This is a genomic window from candidate division WOR-3 bacterium (assembly GCA_029858255.1).
Classification (GTDB): Bacteria; Hydrothermota; Tepidihabitantia; order SM23-42; family SM23-42; genus SM23-42.
This window is the reverse complement of the sequence record JAOUFJ010000006.1, coordinates 17,926-35,314: the sequence shown is the minus strand read 5'-3', so window position 1 is coordinate 35,314 and position 17,389 is coordinate 17,926. Positions and strand designations below refer to the sequence as shown.

At 48.5% G+C, this 17,389-nt stretch carries 12 protein-coding genes and 1 pseudogene; 7 read left to right on the top strand and 6 right to left on the bottom strand.

Annotated features, from left to right (window positions below):
* Window positions 1–143: 143 nt before the first annotated feature.
* From OEV79_04575 to OEV79_04565, 3 genes are read right to left on the bottom strand one after another with little or no spacing between them, the layout of a single operon-like run.
* The gene (locus tag OEV79_04575) at window positions 144–1,172 is read right to left on the bottom strand and encodes a PorV/PorQ family protein (protein ID MDH4210702.1); all 1,029 of its coding nucleotides are present in this window, start codon (window positions 1,170–1,172) and stop codon (window positions 144–146) included.
* An 8-nt stretch (window positions 1,173–1,180) separates the two neighbouring features.
* Window positions 1,181–3,931, bottom strand: a complete 2,751-nt coding sequence (locus tag OEV79_04570; protein MDH4210701.1) for a hypothetical protein — start codon at window positions 3,929–3,931, stop codon at window positions 1,181–1,183.
* A gap of 13 nt (window positions 3,932–3,944) precedes the next feature.
* Complete coding sequence (locus OEV79_04565; protein ID MDH4210700.1) at window positions 3,945–6,500, bottom strand: TonB-dependent receptor; 2,556 nt, start codon at window positions 6,498–6,500, stop codon at window positions 3,945–3,947.
* A 131-nt stretch (window positions 6,501–6,631) separates the two neighbouring features.
* Here OEV79_04565 and OEV79_04560 point away from each other — a divergent pair, with 131 nt between their 5' ends.
* The 7 genes and pseudogenes from OEV79_04560 to OEV79_04530 all read left to right on the top strand — a co-directional run bounded on the left by OEV79_04560 (window position 6,632) and on the right by OEV79_04530 (window position 14,250).
* Complete coding sequence (locus tag OEV79_04560; GenBank protein ID MDH4210699.1) at window positions 6,632–7,888, top strand: SLBB domain-containing protein; 1,257 nt, start codon at window positions 6,632–6,634, stop codon at window positions 7,886–7,888.
* Window positions 7,889–7,991: 103 nt separating this feature from the next.
* Window positions 7,992–9,086: a hypothetical protein gene (locus OEV79_04555; protein MDH4210698.1), complete on the top strand. Its 1,095-nt coding sequence runs from the start codon at window positions 7,992–7,994 to the stop codon at window positions 9,084–9,086.
* Window positions 9,087–9,100: 14 nt separating this feature from the next.
* Window positions 9,101–9,727, top strand: coding sequence for a hypothetical protein (locus OEV79_04550; protein ID MDH4210697.1), 627 nt, complete (start codon window positions 9,101–9,103; stop codon window positions 9,725–9,727).
* Window positions 9,724–10,566, top strand: coding sequence for a hypothetical protein (locus OEV79_04545; GenBank protein ID MDH4210696.1), 843 nt, complete (start codon window positions 9,724–9,726; stop codon window positions 10,564–10,566). Before OEV79_04550 ends, OEV79_04545 begins: the two co-directional genes overlap by 4 nt.
* On the top strand, window positions 10,563–11,192 hold the full coding sequence (locus tag OEV79_04540) for a hypothetical protein (GenBank protein MDH4210695.1): 630 nt from the start codon (window positions 10,563–10,565) through the stop codon (window positions 11,190–11,192). The genes OEV79_04545 and OEV79_04540 overlap by 4 nt, the downstream gene beginning before the upstream one ends.
* 707 nt (window positions 11,193–11,899) lie before the next feature.
* Window positions 11,900–11,983 (top strand): annotated as a pseudogene (locus OEV79_04535) (SEC-C metal-binding domain-containing protein).
* Between the two features lie 59 nt (window positions 11,984–12,042).
* A complete protein-coding gene (locus OEV79_04530) occupies window positions 12,043–14,250 on the top strand; it encodes a patatin-like phospholipase family protein (GenBank protein MDH4210694.1) in 2,208 nt (735 codons plus the stop codon).
* 9 nt (window positions 14,251–14,259) lie between these two features.
* Here OEV79_04530 and OEV79_04525 read toward each other — a convergent pair whose 3' ends face one another.
* The 3 genes from OEV79_04525 to OEV79_04515 are packed head-to-tail and all read right to left on the bottom strand — an operon-like array spanning window position 14,260 to window position 17,370.
* Entirely contained in the window at window positions 14,260–15,687 is a 1,428-nt protein-coding gene (locus OEV79_04525; protein ID MDH4210693.1) for a sodium/proline symporter, read from the bottom strand.
* A gap of 12 nt (window positions 15,688–15,699) precedes the next feature.
* Window positions 15,700–16,563, bottom strand: coding sequence for an ABC transporter permease (locus OEV79_04520; protein MDH4210692.1), 864 nt, complete (start codon window positions 16,561–16,563; stop codon window positions 15,700–15,702).
* A gap of 3 nt (window positions 16,564–16,566) precedes the next feature.
* Window positions 16,567–17,370 (bottom strand): ABC transporter permease, encoded by an 804-nt coding sequence (locus OEV79_04515; protein MDH4210691.1) that lies wholly within the window; start codon window positions 17,368–17,370, stop codon window positions 16,567–16,569.
* Window positions 17,371–17,389 lie beyond the last annotated feature (19 nt).

Genomic DNA, 17,389 nt, shown 5'->3' with positions numbered 1-17,389 from the left:
TAACAGAAAGCGTAGGCCGGATCCAGGTCATTCGATAGTCAGATTTAGGAACCGACAATTCATCAATATTGTCATAATCGTGGTTGTCATATAGTAAGCATGTTCTCCGGGCCTCCGCTTCTCATTTTCACCGTTTCACAGTGTCAGAACCCGATAAAAAGTGAAAAACGATGTGTGGCTTCCAGCACATCCATATCAACGTAGGCATAATCGAATGCGAAGGTTCGCTGTCCGATACTGAACTTCATGCCCGCACCCGCGGTGTATTTCTGGGTATCATAATTGACCTTGTACCCACCGCGGAGAAAGAGCGTGTTATAGAGACCATACTCTATGCCGAACTGTAATTTCTCTTCGCCATCGTTTGGATGTATTCCATCCACTGCCAGCGTCACCCGGTGAACTTCACTATTTGCGAACGCCTCCCCAGGACCAAAAAGGTCGACTGCAATACCCAGTTTGAAGGCGAGCGGCAGCGGAAATGATTCTGTTGTAAGCCTCGCTTCGACTTCCGGGTTACCCGTATATTCAGGCCAGGGATCTGTCTGCACGATAAGATCGTTACCGAACAGCTGCATCCGCCCGCCGTAGTTCGCCAGACACATTCCCAGTCGTGCACCTTTCAAAGGTGTACGCAGTATTGAACCAACATCCAGGGCAAATGTTGAAGCGCTTTCATTGAACAACTTCTGCTGGATATACTTGCCTGAGATCCCAATTGAAAGCCGGTCTGACAGAAATGCTGACACCGTAATACCGAGCAGACCGTCTACATAACTGAATTCCTGCCCAGTACCCTCAGGATTCTCTACTGTAGTAACCTCAATTTCATCAGAATATAGGAAAGAACCCCAGAGGGCAAAGTTCATCCTTTGAGTCGGCAATATGAACGTGGCATAGTTGTATTTCAGATCGGCAAACCATACAGTATAGCCACCCATGAAGTGAGCAGTCTTGATCTCAGCAATGCCGGCAGGATTGTAGTATATCCCGGATGGATCATTAGCCAAAGCCACGAATGCACCGCCCATCGCCACAGGCCGCGCACCATACTCGATCTTCAGGAAAGGTGCCGCTGTAGTACCAACCTTAGTGAAACAGAAACCCAGGGAAAGGGATATCATGACCACAAGGGCAACCATTTTCATTATGCGTGTTATCATTTTCACCATGACTCCTCCTATTTGATTATTACGAATTTGCCTTCTGCCTTGACATTGCCATCCGCTCTAACCACGAATATGTACATTCCATATGCCACTTCCACACCGAATTTCGTGCGTAAATCCCAGTACTCGTAGCCCAGATTATTGTTGTGCTCTATTGTGTTGATGTGCTCTCCAGCAACGTTGTATATCATTATTTTACACTCCTCAGGCAGGTGCGTGAACATCAACCGGCGGTCATATGGCGTGCTCTCGAATTTCGATGCAAGTATGTAGGGGTTGGGCACGACCCTGACACTATCCAGGCGTACCTGCGCGGCGTTGATCGCGTATGGCACGGCACTGAACTCATATGATATTGAATCGGAAAAAGGAGCCAGGAGCTTCACCGTAAATTCATCACCATCCACCGGCGGAATTGCGCTGCTGTCGCCGTTTTGAGTACCAAAGTAGACAACAGCCGTTGCCGTTGACGCGTCGCCATTCCACAGCCCGAGCTGATCATAGAACCCGGCAGTTTGCCCGGCAGCCGTGCCGTTATAACCAGCCCCGCCCGGAATGAGGTCCCATCCTTCCGGACCGAAATACAATGATTCGATCTGCGGTGAGAAGACGTCAGAGTATGCATAATCGAGCAGCCAGCAGTACTCGCTGACGTCGACCGGGTTCAACTCGTCGGTTATATCGTATACCCGTAATGGCATCTCGATCGTCAGGGTATCGCCGCCAAAACCGTCTTCAATGCCGAATACAGAGTGCGCATCATGGTCCACGACAACACGGAAGTTTGGATTACCATAAATATAGGACGGGCCAACCATAGGGCTATAAGGCTCAGACCAAACCCACCACTCGAAAGTGCTTGGCGTGGCTGAGGTTTGAGTCCAATCCATTGACACGGTCTTCTCTGAATTCGCAAGGATGAGTCTGAAACCATCGACTACAGGAATGTTATCGAGTGAGTTATCGGAAATTTCGTATTTGCTCAGGAGGGTCTCCTGATCGGTCACGTCGAAAAGAGTGAACATAGTAGTGTCGACCCATGTCGTTTCTGCCGGGTGGTATACAGAATCAACCGAAAAGGTTATCCGGTAGGTATGAGGTAGGATCTGAGCGGGGTCAATGACTCTCACCAACGCCGATCCGTCACAGCTGCCACCGATAGGAGCGAGCGTATCACCGCCCTCGATGTAGGCCGGGACATAGCCAGATGGCATTGTCGCGGCAACAGCCGAAACAACATTGGCTGCGCTGGGACGTCCTTTGGAATTCTCATAGGACGGTTCGAGAGAATCAGGAACCTGATTGCCCTGATCATATGCAGCGACACAGTACCAGTATTCGATACCATTATAGACCGTAGTATCGACGAAGGTATGCGCCAATCCTGTCTCACGACCCAGGGACTGATACGGGAAAGCCGGGTCTACTCCCTCGATGCCGTCGATAAGGTCGAATTGAGCGAGCGGGACATACCCGACCAAAGACCCTGTATGATCGGTAATCTCGTCTCCCCAACTAATACCCAGATCTTCGCTTCGGTATATCTTGTAACCTTCGAAATCCTGTTTACCGGTCAGTATGTCGGTCGATGATTCGGAGGGTTGCGCATCCCAGAATAACGTGATCTTCCTGTAGTCAGCCACTGCCTGCACTGTCGGTGCTGCTGGTGCACCACTACCCAGAAAGTAGTTGTCGGCCATCATGAGCGCCGTCTCGAGATTTTCGAACAAGTCTGCCGAATCCTCACCACAGATGACTGCAATCGTAAATTGAAGCGTATCATCAGGCATGATCGTTCTGGGTCCCGCTGAAACCATGTAATTGTATGCGCTTGTCGATTCAGGTGGCAGGGATTGCACGAACGATGGGTCATCAATATAAACATTCGAACCATGGAAGTAAAGGCTGGGATCGATATTAGGATTACTGGGGTCAGATGCTATTATCGGGAACAGACGGAAATCATCACTCGGCTCATCCTCTTTGCGATAGTAATGGAAATTGTCGATCTGCTGATTAAGAAATGCCACGCCGATCATACCCACCGATTCCCAGGGATCCTGCGGTATACCATCGGCATCCCAGTGATAAACGAATGTCACGGCAGAGTCACGGTAGAGTCCGACATAGTCCTGCATGTCATAGTCGCACCTGAAATTCCCCCGGAAACCAAAATAGATATCATCGATCGATGTACCGTTTGTATTGTAGATTTTAAAATCGTAGAAGATAAAATCCTGGGCGTAGTTACGGCCGTAAGAATAAGTGGATTGATTCACCTGCAACCCCAAGACAGACTGGTCGTTGAAGATACAGAAAAGATCCTGGTCCGAAGTAAATTCGCCAGGCACCTGCTGCCCTGTGGTATCCTTGCGCCACGGTCCCGGCCATGTAGGTACTCCTCCTATCAACGGCCACGTCTCCATGTCATCCGATGTGGCGATGACTGGCGTGCCGTCGGGGGTCGTCACTGTACCTGAATAGAACGTTCCGTATGAACCCTCCAACGGCGCCCATTCCGGAGTTGCCAGACTCAGGAAAGATTCGATAACCGTATCGTTCCTCGCGGCAAAGATTCCGCATCCGGGACTGTATTGATGTTGAAAAGGTGCCGAATTCGGCCAGTGGAAGGCTGGCGTGAAATAATGCAAATTCGCGATCAATCCGAAGTTGGAAGTGACGTTGGATAATTCACCTTTGTCCGAAATACCGACTGCCTTATCGGCCTCGGGGTAGAAAAACAAAAATAGAATTAATAACATACAGACTCCTTGTTCACAGTTTTGTTCTCAGACCGGCTTTGATCGTTCTTCTTGGTCCGACGTTCGAAGGATCGATGATATAGTCTTGCGAGCCCATTAGTCCACCTGCTTCCTCGCCAGTCACCCACGGCTCACCGCTGCGTGAATAGACGTAAAGAGGATTCTTTGCATCGGTCAGATTCGTGGCGCTGACGAAGAACTCAAGCAGTGCGCCGCCAACCTGAATACCCTGATGAAGAAGGATGTCCAGCGAATACGACCAGGCCATGCGTGCGGAATTCTCTTCAACGACTACGCCTTCACTGATATAAGGTGTGTAAGGTAATCCACTCGCAATCCTGAAATTGACACCGATACCGCCCCGCTCTGTCAGGAGAAATTGGAACGTTGACGCGAGCGTGTGTCGGCGGTCAAAATCAAGGAAGTATTCCTTTATGCGCTCGGGCAGACCAGTGTAGACATCATAGAAACCCTGCATCGCGAACGAGCGGTTACCGCGCGCCACTTGATAAGTGTAGTTAATGCTAAAGCCGATATTGGATACGAGTTCCCTCTGCAACGTAACATCGATCCCCTGCACGCTCCCGAAATCATCGTTCGTGTAGATTATGTAATTGTACGGAAACGTACGCACTTCGGTCGTCGAAAGCAGGTTCTTGATATCCTTCAGGAAAAGTGTAACATCGACGCCGTAGATATCCAGGATCGCATACTTTATGCCAACCTCATACGCGGTCGCACGCTGGGGCAATATGCGCGGGTTACCGACCAATCCGTACCGCGGGATGTCCTCGGGGTTGGCCACGTAGCTGCTGTTAAAATACATGATCTCATAAGGCGGCATCTGGAAGAAATGGCCGTAAGCGAAATGAAGCATCGCATCATCGGTTATAGGATGAGAAAGGCCCAGCCTTGGAGAAACCTGGTACTGCGGTTTCACATCGGTGACATCAGATGTAGGGTCCTCTATATCCTCCCACATATCAGCATTCGGGTAGCTGTAGTCAAAACGCAAGCCAGCATTTACCACGAGATACTTGTGCTCGATCTTATCCTGGACGAAGATTGCCGCATCACGTGGTTTCTGCTCATACTGCTGATATATGATCGGCGTCCGCGGGAACAATTGCTGCCGGTTCGCCAGTTCAAAAACGTAGAAGCTTTGTTCTCCGCCAAATTTCAGGCTGTGCATTTTGCCCAGCTGCCAGTTGAAGTCGGCTTTCGCAATGTACTGTTTGGTTTTCACTTCCTGACGGAATTGCGGGTAACCCGAGATGTAGAATTCAGAGTAATTATCACTGACCGGCTCTTCGATGGAGCCAAATATGTCTAAACTATCCGATGGCACCTTTGTATCGAATCTGTCTTCTATATACCCAACACGCACGTTGTAGAAGAAATTGTTTGCCGGTGAATGATTCAACCCAATGATACCACGCATACTCTTTTCTCGACTCACCAGATAGTTATCATACAAATACTTGTATAAGTGGCTGTAGCGCTGCGATTCATCATCGATGTACTGCGCGTCGATAAGTACTTTAAAATTGGGACCGAATCTCCGTGTCAGCTTGCCATTGACCGACCGGGTCAGATCGTAGCCAAAAGGAAGATAGGACTCCTGATTCGCATAATTGCCGGCGATGAAAAAGCGCGTCGAACGGTCACCGGGAACCGGCCCTTCGATACTTCCATTTATCTCACCGAGAAAATGCAAATCCTTGGAATCCATCAAATCAGGCACCTCGTAATCCGAGATCCACTCCTGCGAGACGGAGTCAAAAGTGCGATGCGCGTCATAGTAAGAAGAATCGATATCGTTGATCCAATCCTTCTTACGATACGGCGACGAGTTGATCAAAAAAGAAGTGTACTCTAAATTTGTTGATATCTCTCTACCACCTTCCGGTGTAATGATGTTGACAACGCCGCTCATTATGTTTCCGTACTCAGCATTGAAAGTACCTGAGAGAAGGGACATTTCGGAGATGAGATTCTTGTTGAGGACCGGGGCACTGCCCAACAGGGCGTTTGAAACCTCGATCCCCTCAATATAGTATGCCAGTTCGCCGCTGCGGCCACCGCGCACGTGGAGATCGCCAGCCGCGTCAGTGGTTACCCCGCCCTGGAGAGCCAGGGCTTCTGAAGGTTTTTCGACCGGGGTAATGTCGAACTGTTCCCGTGTAATACGGGTCTCTTTCGAGGTCATGTCTATCTCAATAACCGGTTTCTTTGCCACAACGACCACAGGTGTCTCAAGTTCAATAACCGTGGGGTCGAGTTTGAAATCTACATAAGTGGTACGGTCAGAAAAAACCGCTACCGACTTTTTTATCTCAGCACGATAGCCGATCATCGATGCCTCTACTTCGTAACTACCAGGAGGAACATTCAGGATGAAGTAGTACCCCTCCAAATCCGTGGCACCACCCGCACCGAGGGCCTCAATATAGACGTCGACCGCAATCAAAGGTTCATTTGTCTCGCCGTCGAGTACGCGACCAGCTATCTTACCTACAGTACCTGCATATAGAATTAGGGGAGTCAAAATCAGTAGTAATTTGCTCATATGCCTCCTTTCTCTTAGAGTATTATTACAGATTATAGCTCGATATCATGGCGCGTCAAGCAGATGTTTACGGCGCATGAACATGGCATTTTTTATGTTGACAGGTTCGGTGATTTTTGTATAATTTAACCATGAAAAAATTCTCGCTGCTGGTCATTGTTTTGATTGCCATCGCCCTACAATCGAATGCAACCGAAACACAAGGAACATCTGATGTAAACCAGGAAGCAACATTTCCAAAACCGGTCGTATCTGATGAAGAATACATGCTCATGCCCGGTGACTCACTGCTTGTGACGATCACCGGCGCGACCAACTATTCCTATATCACAGGTGTCACCTTCGAGGGAAAGATGACCCTGAATACACCTGTGGCTTCACTCCCAACCATGGATGGGTCCTACATACCTCAATATGATGTAGTCGCGGCTATCCCCGTCTACGGATTGACTCTGAAGGCTGCCAAGGACTCGGTAGCCAGGGCGTTCTCCAGATACCTCAGGAATTTCAGGTTGGATCTCACCCTGATCGGCATGCGCACCTTTGATGTACTGGTGGTCGGCGAAGTGACTAACCCGGGCGTCGTCCGGGCGTTACCAATCTACCGGGCCTCAAGGGTCATCGATGACGCTGGCGGCATCAATGCAATCGGTTCGAGAGCAAAAATTGAACTGAGAAGACAAGGGCGCCTATATGCTAAAGTGAATCTCACAGAATTCGAAAAAACTGGTGATGCACTCTCGAATCCGTTCGTTCAAGACGGAGACGTGGTGATAATCCCAAAAATGGAACAATCAGTGGTCGTGAAGGGTGCGGTTTTCGGGAAGAGGGAGTACGAATTACGCGTAGCAGAACTCACTGCGGCGAGAGAAAAATCAAGCGAGGGGTTGTATGAGCTCCTGGAAGGCGAACGTGTCGCCGATCTAGTACTGAAAGCAGGTGGTCTTACACCCTGGGCTGACCCAATTCATACATATATCGAAAGAAACGAAGATAAACTCTACATCAATCTTTCAGACGTTCTTGTCGATACGAGCAGCCAACAGAACATAAGATTGAAAACCGGCGATGTTCTGGTTGTTCCATCCGTGAATTCCGTGGTCTACGTGCAGGGCCAAGTTGTCACCCCCGGATCTTTTCCGTTCCAACCCAACTTGCGAGCAACTGATTATATCGGCATCGCAGGCGGGCCCCTCGGCGACGCAAGTATGGGAAGCGCATACGTGAAGAGGGATAACAAAAAGATCGACGTAGACAGTGATCCGCTGATCGAGGAGGGCGATGTAGTCTTTGTGCCGCGAAAGGTTTTCAAATTCTGGCAGGACTATCTTGAAATCACAGCGGTCATCGCATCCCTTCTAATATCATATCTTACACTCACCAAATAGTTTGCGATTTCATATCATCCCGAGTGATCAAGAAATCCAAACACGCGGAATACTTCCAATATTTTTAATGATATAGCAACAACAATCACGTGAGGAGGAAGTGATGGGAATAATACTCATCATTGCAGTATCGCTATTCGGGGAAATAGGTGTACCGCATGCGAGGGACAATCCTAACGATGATGGTGGCAGGATCCTCGTTTCCTGGGAACCATACATCGGAGACATGTCGATCGATGCTTATGAAGTCTGGCGCGCTGAACAGGACGAGGAACTCGAAAAAGTCGCCAGCCTGAACCGACTCGAGCAGGAATATCTTGATTCACAAACAGAGGATGGTATCCCCTACCGCTACCAAATACTTGCCATCAAAGATGGAGACGCTATCGCGCAGTCTGAAATATCGGAATACGCAATGAGCTATCAGCAATGGTTCAATACAGACCGGACCAATGTGCTCATCGGGTTCATTATATATGCGATACTACTATTCTGGTTCATCTACAGCGCACGTAAGGGGAAAAATCTCTTCATACGAAAACTGGCCGGGCTCGAAGCGTTGGAAGACGCGGTAGGCAGGGCAACGGAAATGGGTAAACCCATTCTATACGTTCCTGGCCTTTCTACGATCGACGATATCGCAACCCTTGCCTCACTGAACATACTATCCCTCGTCGCCAAGAAAACAGCCGAATACAACACGACATTACTCGTGCCCAACCGAAGTCCGGTTGTCTACGTCGTTGCCCGCGAGATAGTGAAAGAAGCCTATACCGATGCGGGCAGACCGGATGCCTTCAATCCAGACAATGTGTACTTCCTGACCGAAAACCAGTGGGCGTACACGGCAGCAGTCTGCGGTACGATGGTGAGGGAAAAACCTGCAACGAATCTCTTCCTTGGATATTTCTGGGCCGAATCTTTAGTGCTCGCAGAAACCGGCGCAGCAACGGGAGCGATCCAGATCGCCGGAACCGATTCCGTCTTCCAACTACCATTCTTCATCACTGCATGTGACTATACCCTGATCGGCGAGGAACTATACGCGGCGTCGGCATATCTATCAAAGGAACCATTACTCATGGGATCGATAAAAGGCCAGGACTGGGGCAAAATGATCATCCTGGGTATCCTGCTCGCTGGCTCGGCCCTTATATTACTTGGCCTGCCGTGGATTCGCGATCTATTCAGCATTTGACGTAGGAGGATAAGATGAATAAGAAAATGCCACTAATAATATGTATGTTCCTCGGGCTTGCAATGATCATTCAGTTCTTCGTACCGCACTCTATCAGCACTCAATTCTATGATCACACAACACGCTGGTACATCGCGATCGTCGGGTTTGCCTGGGTTCTCGGGATCGGGAGTATCATCGACCACCACACAAATCGCATCAGGAGGAAAAAGGAAAGTTGGTATTTCAGTTATGTTACTCTGGCTGGACTAGCGGTAATGGCCACACTGGGGATCTTCTGGGGTATACAAAGAGGAAGTTTATTCATGACCCTGTGGACGTACATTATCTTACCGCTGGGCGCTTCGATGTACGCCATTCTCGCATTCTACATGGCGTCGGCAGCATACCGTGCGTTCCGCGCCCGAACAACAGAAGCGACGATACTGCTCGTGGCTGCCTTCGTGGTAATGCTCGGCATGGTCCCGTTCGGATATTATATCACACCGAGACTCCCCGAATTCGCTGAATGGCTTTTGAGCGTACCTAACACAGCGGCAAAACGCGGAATAATTTTCGGTGTTGCCTTTGGCAGTATCTCAACTGCACTCAAGATCATCCTCGGTATCGAACGCTCATGGCTCGGAGGAGGTTCGAAATGAAATTTCTCGAGTCTTTAACAAAAATACCCCGACGCATTATCTTTCTCACTATTGCGCTCGCTGTGGCTATACCTCTTGTCATACCGATAGGAATACCCGTGAATGTCATGCCTCAAAGCAAAAAACTCTTCGAAGCGATCGAGGCACTCGACAGCGAATCAAAACCCGTTCTGATATCATGTGATTTTGATCCACAGTCACTCCCTGAGCTCTACCCAATGTTTCTGGCAATATCGCGTCAATGCTTTTCGAAGAACGTAAGGGTGATTCTCATGGCGCTCTGGCCGCAGGGTACCGGCATGGTGGAAATGGGACTGGAAGAACTCTCTAACGATTTCAGCAAGCAATATGGTGTCGACTTTGCCTTTCTGGGCTACAAGTTCGGTGTTGCAGCAGTACTCCTGGGAATGGGCGAAAACATTAAAGCGGTGTTCCCTGTCGATTACTACGGCACTCCCCTTGATTCGCTGCCAATGATGCGTTCGGTAAAGAATTACAGGGACGTAAGTATGATCGTCACACTGTCAACGGGCGATCCTGGATGGCGACAGTGGTTACTCTTTGCCCAATCAAGGTACGGTGCGCGCCTCGGAGTTGGAGTAACAGCGGTATCCGCAGCTGACGTTTATCCTTATGTAGAAACCGGACAGGTCACCGGGCTCCTCGCAGGAATGAAGGGCGCGTCTGAATATGAAAATCTCGTACAAAGAAAGGGATATGCAAAAGGAACATTCAAGGCTTCACAAGGTATGGACGCACAGTCACTCGGTCATCTATTGATCATGATCTTTATTATTCTTGGAAATGTTGGGTATTTCTACCTCAGGAGGAAGAAATGAATATATCACCAGATCCCTGGGTTTGGCTTGCTGCTTTCCTGACCCTCTGCATATTTTCATTTCTATACCGTGATAATATACTCTACCGCTTTGCCGAACATTTGTTCGTCGGCGTCTCTGCAGGATATCTTGTAGCCCTGACCTGGCATAATCAAATACGGCCAAATCTTATCGAACCACTGTTCATCCAGGGTAACCTGCTTTATATCGTACCGCTCCTCTTTGCACTATGTTACTTCGCTCGATTTGTCCCCAGATTCAATCATCTGATACGGCTGCCTATCGCATTCGTTTTGGGATGGGGTTCTGGCGTGGCAATTCCTGCTTACTTCCAGAGAGACATCCTGGGACAAACACGAGGAACCTTGCTGGTACGTGATGCATTCGCAAAATGGGACACAGGCCTCTGGGCTGTAGTAATACTGATCGGTGTCATATCAACTTTGGTCTACTTCTTTTTCTCGAGGGAACGCAAGGGCATAATCAAACCGGTGGCGAATCTCGGTATTATATTCATCATGCTCGGATTCGGCGCTTCTTTCGGCTATACGGTCATGGCTCGTATAAGCCTGCTCATCGGCAGGCTGCAATTCCTCTTGGGAGAGTGGTTGGGGATAATACGGTGACGGTATTTCGAATTTACTAAGAGACGTTACGTTCGTTAATTTCGTTATTCTCGTTAATACCGTTACTTTCGTTTCTCAAGTTCTCATCCTCTTAACCTCCTAATTTCTGTCTTTAAATTATGCTTCAGCGTAAGCGTGTCTGCAGGAGCGAAGCTAAATTTCTTCAGCCGGAGGCGTGTCTCCAGGATTGACAACGCAACAAACCCGCGTATAATGAACGTATGGCATTAGCAGACATTCAGAAAAAAAGCGCAGAGGAACGGAAGCGGGAAAAAAGACTGGTACATACAACCAATGCATTGAGTCGCGGGTTTCTTGAGTCAAAAGCATTCAAGGCAAAAACAAAGTCATATAAAGACGCTGCAGAATACCTGACCAAGAGCCTGCTCGATTACCTCTTCTTCGAGGAAAGAAAGGAACTGAGAGAACTGCACGAAAATCACATCCAGCACTTCATGCTCGTTTACGCCCCCAGCAAACTTACCTTGTCCTCACAAGTGAAAGAGCATGTATCTGACATATTGATAGACTTTATTGGTTTTCTCGATGACACCGGACACATAAAGAACGGCGAACAACTCAATGGAATGATCAAGAAGGAAAACAAGGCCTTCCAAAAAGCACTGCCCGCTCGGACACAATCCAGGAAATCAAAAAGCCCGGTTGCTCCGAAGAAAACAGGCAAAGGCAAAACAGCACAAAAAGCGAAAACTGAGGCAAAAATAGGCCGCAACGACCCCTGCCCTTGCGGCAGTGGAAAGAAATTCAAGAAATGCTGCGGGCAGAACTGATAACGGTATAAGCATACATCTGAATATAAGCCATTGCGTTTGACTGCGCTCAGTATAAGATGATATCGATATTTATCATTACAGCGTTCTTTGTTAGCCTCGTTCCTTCCCCTGACACTAAGGATGGTGATACATCGCAGGTCCGTATCGGATATGCCCTATCGGGCGGTGCTGCGCTTGGATTTGCACACATCGGTGTGCTAAAGGTACTGGAGCGCGAGGGCATTCACCCATGCTGTATTGTTGGAAACAGTATGGGCTCACTCGTGGGCGGTGTGTACGCAGCCGGATACACCGCAGCAGAAATAGAGAGTATTGCTGTCAACGCAGATTTTTCCAAACTCTTCAGCTCGAGCGTTCCATTTGGTGCGCTTTATCTACCTGAACGCCAGCAGAACCAACGATATATCCTTGTATTAGGACACAAGAAATTCGTTCCAACCCTTCCGTCCGGTTTGATATCGCTTCAAAACGTCGAATTCTTGCTAATGAATCTATTGTCAGAAATCGAATTCGACACTTACTACGATTTTGACAGCCTTCCCATCCCTTATCGGGCAATAGCAGTCGATCTCACAAGCGGCGATCTTATCACCATGAAGAATGGACGACTCGAACAGGCAATAAGAGCAAGTATAGCTATTCCCGGAGTATTCTCTCCGGAGACGATTGATACACTTGAGCTCATTGATGGCGGTGTCCAGCAGTTTCTTCCGGTTCAGCCTCTGCTTGAATTCGAGCCCGATCTGATCATAGCAAGTACAACTATCCGTAACAAACAAAGATCGAACAACGAAGGTTTGATAGACGTAATTTCACGCACAATGGATCTAATAAATATCTGCGATTACCGTGCACAATTGCAGCTTACGGATATTGTTATTGAACCGAATGTCGATCCTTTCATGTCATCGGACTTCAACCGTGCCCGTGAACTGATCGCGGCCGGCGAAAAAGCAGCGGAAGCTGCATTACCTGAGATAAGAGCTAAGTTGAATGGTAGAAAGGCATATGTAAAGCCCAACGGGATAACGCGTCGTCCCTTGCCTTTCGTAAGCGGTATTCGATTTGAAGGTCTTGAAGTCACCGGTTCTTCGACTATAAGCCATCTCGTGAGGACGAAGAAAGGCATGAAACTCGATTTTCAATTGCTGCACAGAGATATGATCTCGCTATACAACACAGGTTTGTTCTCGGACATAAATTACAGACTGATATTTCACGGCGAAGATTCGGTTGAAGTTATCTACCAAACCAAAGAGTCTGAATATGGATTCTACGCACTGGGTGTTCGATATGACAACAGCGACAATCTCATCCTTGGCATTGAGGGTGGACAAAGCAACCTATGGGGAACCGGAGCGAGCATACGCGGCGCGCTCAATCTCGGCAATCCACGTGCCGTAAGACTCGGATTAACAGGCACCCGGCTATTCGCCGTCCCGATGGGCTACCGGATCGATATCTTCCGGGGATCCATAGATAGACCTTTTTTCGAGAATAATACCTGGTTGACAGCTTATACTACAACCTACCATGGAGCGTTGATTGAGGCAGGGTATATACTCGGACGCAATGCTTTTTTCAACTTCGGCATTACGGCACGGGAAGCGATTCACAGATTGCCACAAATACCGGTCTTCGATTCGATACCAGAGAATGAATGGATAGTTGGACCAACTTTCCGGATGGAGTACAACACTTACGACGATCTGCATTTGCCCAATAAAGGTTCATCATATAAAACAGAAATCATATATTCTACAGAAAGGTTAAAAGCTTCCTCTGATTTCATCCGGATCGATTTTTCATTTGATCACTATATACCATTGTCCTCACGTGTATTGATCAATCCGGGATTGAACCTGGGATTCTCTCACGGCGATCCGGCATGGGATTACTATTATCATACAGGCGGCAGTAATCTCACCGGATACGAAAATGGATTCTTCACGACCAAGAACCGTACCATCTTGCATCTCGGTCTTGAATACAGGATACTCAACCTGCTGGACCAGAAAGATTACCCAGTATATTTGCAGTTGGTTTCCAACGTCGCTACATTTGAACGTCTTGATGATCTTATCCGGAACGAGAACCCGGCATCAGAACTTCACTGGGGTGCAGGCATTGGCGTCAGAACCAATACACCGATCGGTCCGTTCACCGTCGTTATGGGAATTGGCGAAACCGATGAAGAAAATTTTATCGGAGCTCGCGTTAATTACTATATATCAATAGGCAGGGAATTCCGGTATACAAAATAGCGTGCGCTGTTAGTCTCTGTCTGATTTCCAGAGAGTAACGACCACAGCACAAACAAAGGCGATAATAAATGTTGCGGCTCGTGCGGTGAAGATAGAATCGAGACCCGTGGTCATCCAGATAATGGTCGTAACAAAACCCGAGACGAGCGAAGCAATAACGCCACGCGAGTTGAATTTCTTCCAGAAGAACGATAGAATGACGGCCGGGGCAAAAGAACATCCGATACCTGCCCAGGCCCAGCTGACTATAGTGTAGATCAGACTCTTTGAAGTAAATGCCATGACGAGTGCGATCAATCCGACGACAAGGATCGTAATACGTGAGATCATAACCAGCTTCCGATCGTCAAAGTCCCTGCGCAATGCTTTGTGCACGATGTCTTCGCTGATCGATGATGTCGCAATCAATAACTGCGAATCCGCAGTCGACATCATTGCCGCAACCGCACCGGCGAGGAGAATACCCGCAAGCCAGGGAGGCATGAGTTTCAATAGCATAAACGGAAGGATCTGTTCAGGATCAGAGACCACGCCCGCGCCGAAAAGCGCAATCGCCGCAATACCAAGTGTGATCGCTCCGGCATAAGCAAGTAGTGTCCAGGTGATCGCAACTGCCGCGCCGATCTTGACATCCCGGTCAGATCGCATTGCCATCCAGCGTGCATCGAGCTGCGGCTGTCCGCCCAAATACCCGAAGAACCAGGAAAAATTGTTGAATATTAAGGTCCCCGCGGCAAATCCGACCGCACCGCCGGTCCAGGAATCCAAACCACCTCCGGCAACAGTCAGAGCTCCGGGGATTGATATATTACTCTGCGCAATGGCAATGAGCGCCACGATGGGTGTTACTACCAGTGTTATGATCATCAGAATAGCCTGTACTACATCGGTCCAGACCACAGACAAGAAACCCCCTGCCATCGCATATAGAATAACAACGACCGCAGAAATAATGATCCCCCATGTGACCGGAATGCCGAATGTGATGTTCAACGTCTTACCGCCGCCGCTGAACTGTGCCGCCACATAGAGGACAAAGAAGAAAATGATGATGATACTGGAGAACCATCTTATGAATTTACCCCTACTTGCATATTTCGTAGCCAGGTAATCGGGCAGCGTCAGGGTATCGTATTTATCGCGTTCCCGTCTGAATTCTTTTGCCAGCCAGAGCCAGGAAACAGTGATACCTGCCACACACCCGACAGCGATCCACACCGATGAAAGGCCGGCGGCAAATGCAAAACCAGTTAACCCGAGCAGACACCAGGCCGATTCGCCGGTCGCTCTTTCCGAAAGAGCAAGTGCCCAGCCGGGAATCTTCTTACCGCCGAGGTGAAAATCAGCCTGGGTCATCTTCTTCCTGGCAAAATACAGTCCAATCCCCATGATCAATGCCAGGTATAGCACAAATTCTATCGTGACAATGCTATTCATCTTCTCCTCCTCTTAATATATGGAAAGTGAACCTTTCTTACGGCCATACCGGTCCATGACCAGAAATACGATCATCCCGAATGTCAACCAAACAACTAATATCACGAAGAGACGCAAGAAGATCGCCGGCAGGCCAATAACAAGTTCCTCGCCCAGCAGGAGATGCCGGACCCCGATGATGCCATAAGTGGTCGGTAGGAACATCGATATCTTACGCAATACAAACGGTAATACCGCAAGCGGATACGCGATCGGGGTTACGACGACGATGAGCGTCGAGAGCGCTTCTGAAACGACCCACCACTGTTTGAGTGCGATCGTCAAACCAGCGACAATAATGCCCAGCCCGTACAAACCAAGCAACATCAGCAGAACGATCAGCAGCGCCATGAAAATGCCGCTCATGTGAAGGACGATTGCGAAGAAAGTAGCGATCACCACCGCTTGAATGAGCATTATCAACCCCTGGTGGCATGTTGAATGGAGAGCCATCCCAGCCACATAAACCCAACGCGGGACCGGTGCGACGAAGATCGTTTCAAGAGTACCAAACCATTGTTCCTTACGCAACGAGAAACCCATCGCCCAACATGCGGTGTTCAAGAAGCCTATGAACAAGTAGCCAATGAACGTATAGGCAACCATATCACTTATCCCGGTGAGGCTTCTCAGATGCTCTGAGTACCGACCACCGAGCAGAGCAAAACCATACAAAAAATAAGGAAACAGATACACAAAAGGCTCGATGAATTGCCGGATAAAATCAGGTTTGTAGGTCAATTCAATCTTCCATTCCTTGATATTCTCCGCGTTCACGGCACGGAGATAGTGTAAGAACGTCTTGACTAATCCTTTATGACCCTGCTTCAATGCCATATACTAATAGTCTGACAGCGTACCTCTGGTCTTTGTCCGCTTCTCAACGTAATGGAAGATAACCAGACCAAGGGGGATCAACACGCAGTCAATTCCGAGCAGAATGATGCTGTTCTTGAGAAAGTTGAATTCGATGTTGAGCATAAGACCGCGAAGGGCAATGAGTGCATAAGTGAGCGGTATAAAAACACTGATCGCTTTCGTTATGGGATTCACTTCGACTGGATAGCGGATCGGTGAAAATAGAAAAAGTATGTACTCAAACATGTGTAACAAACCGTGGGCTTCCTTTACAAGAAGGGTGAGCGCGGCAGCCATGAAACCGATACCGTAAAGACCAACAATGAGTAAAAGCAGAAACATGAAGATTGGCAGGATCTTGACCAGTGTGATGTCCAGACCAAAAATAAAAACGCAGATAAGCAGTTGCACTATGACAAAAGAGGTAGATAGAATCGAGTTGTACAAACCTTTTCCTATGAGAATGTAGGCCGGACGCGCAGGGGATGACAGAATGTGTTCGAGCGTTCCGTAGTATGTTTCATCTCGAAACGAATTACCCATGCTCCACACTGCAGAGAACATATATGTACTTATGATCGCGCCGATTAGCACATATGGGATGAACTCATCAGTACCCGCAAGCCTGCCGAACTGGGTACTGCTGAAAGCACCGACCAATGCCTTGCCCTGAAATACAAGCGGGATCACCCATAACAGCGGTGAAAATATCCAGAATATAACTTCAGCAGGGTATGCGAGCAGTATTCTGACGCTCTTTCTCACTTCCTCGACTATCACCCACATAATTCTCGTTATCGTTTAT

Coding starts and splice junctions, on each gene's coding strand:
- OEV79_04575 (MDH4210702.1), bottom strand. CDS start 1,172: ATGGTGAAAATGATAACACGCATAATGAAAATGGTTGCCCTTGTGGTC.
- OEV79_04570 (MDH4210701.1), bottom strand. CDS start 3,931: ATGTTATTAATTCTATTTTTGTTTTTCTACCCCGAGGCCGATAAGGCA.
- OEV79_04565 (MDH4210700.1), bottom strand. CDS start 6,500: ATGAGCAAATTACTACTGATTTTGACTCCCCTAATTCTATATGCAGGT.
- OEV79_04560 (MDH4210699.1), top strand. CDS start 6,632: ATGAAAAAATTCTCGCTGCTGGTCATTGTTTTGATTGCCATCGCCCTA.
- OEV79_04555 (MDH4210698.1), top strand. CDS start 7,992: ATGGGAATAATACTCATCATTGCAGTATCGCTATTCGGGGAAATAGGT.
- OEV79_04550 (MDH4210697.1), top strand. CDS start 9,101: ATGAATAAGAAAATGCCACTAATAATATGTATGTTCCTCGGGCTTGCA.
- OEV79_04545 (MDH4210696.1), top strand. CDS start 9,724: ATGAAATTTCTCGAGTCTTTAACAAAAATACCCCGACGCATTATCTTT.
- OEV79_04540 (MDH4210695.1), top strand. CDS start 10,563: ATGAATATATCACCAGATCCCTGGGTTTGGCTTGCTGCTTTCCTGACC.
- OEV79_04530 (MDH4210694.1), top strand. CDS start 12,043: ATGATATCGATATTTATCATTACAGCGTTCTTTGTTAGCCTCGTTCCT.
- OEV79_04525 (MDH4210693.1), bottom strand. CDS start 15,687: ATGAATAGCATTGTCACGATAGAATTTGTGCTATACCTGGCATTGATC.
- OEV79_04520 (MDH4210692.1), bottom strand. CDS start 16,563: ATGGCATTGAAGCAGGGTCATAAAGGATTAGTCAAGACGTTCTTACAC.
- OEV79_04515 (MDH4210691.1), bottom strand. CDS start 17,370: ATGTGGGTGATAGTCGAGGAAGTGAGAAAGAGCGTCAGAATACTGCTC.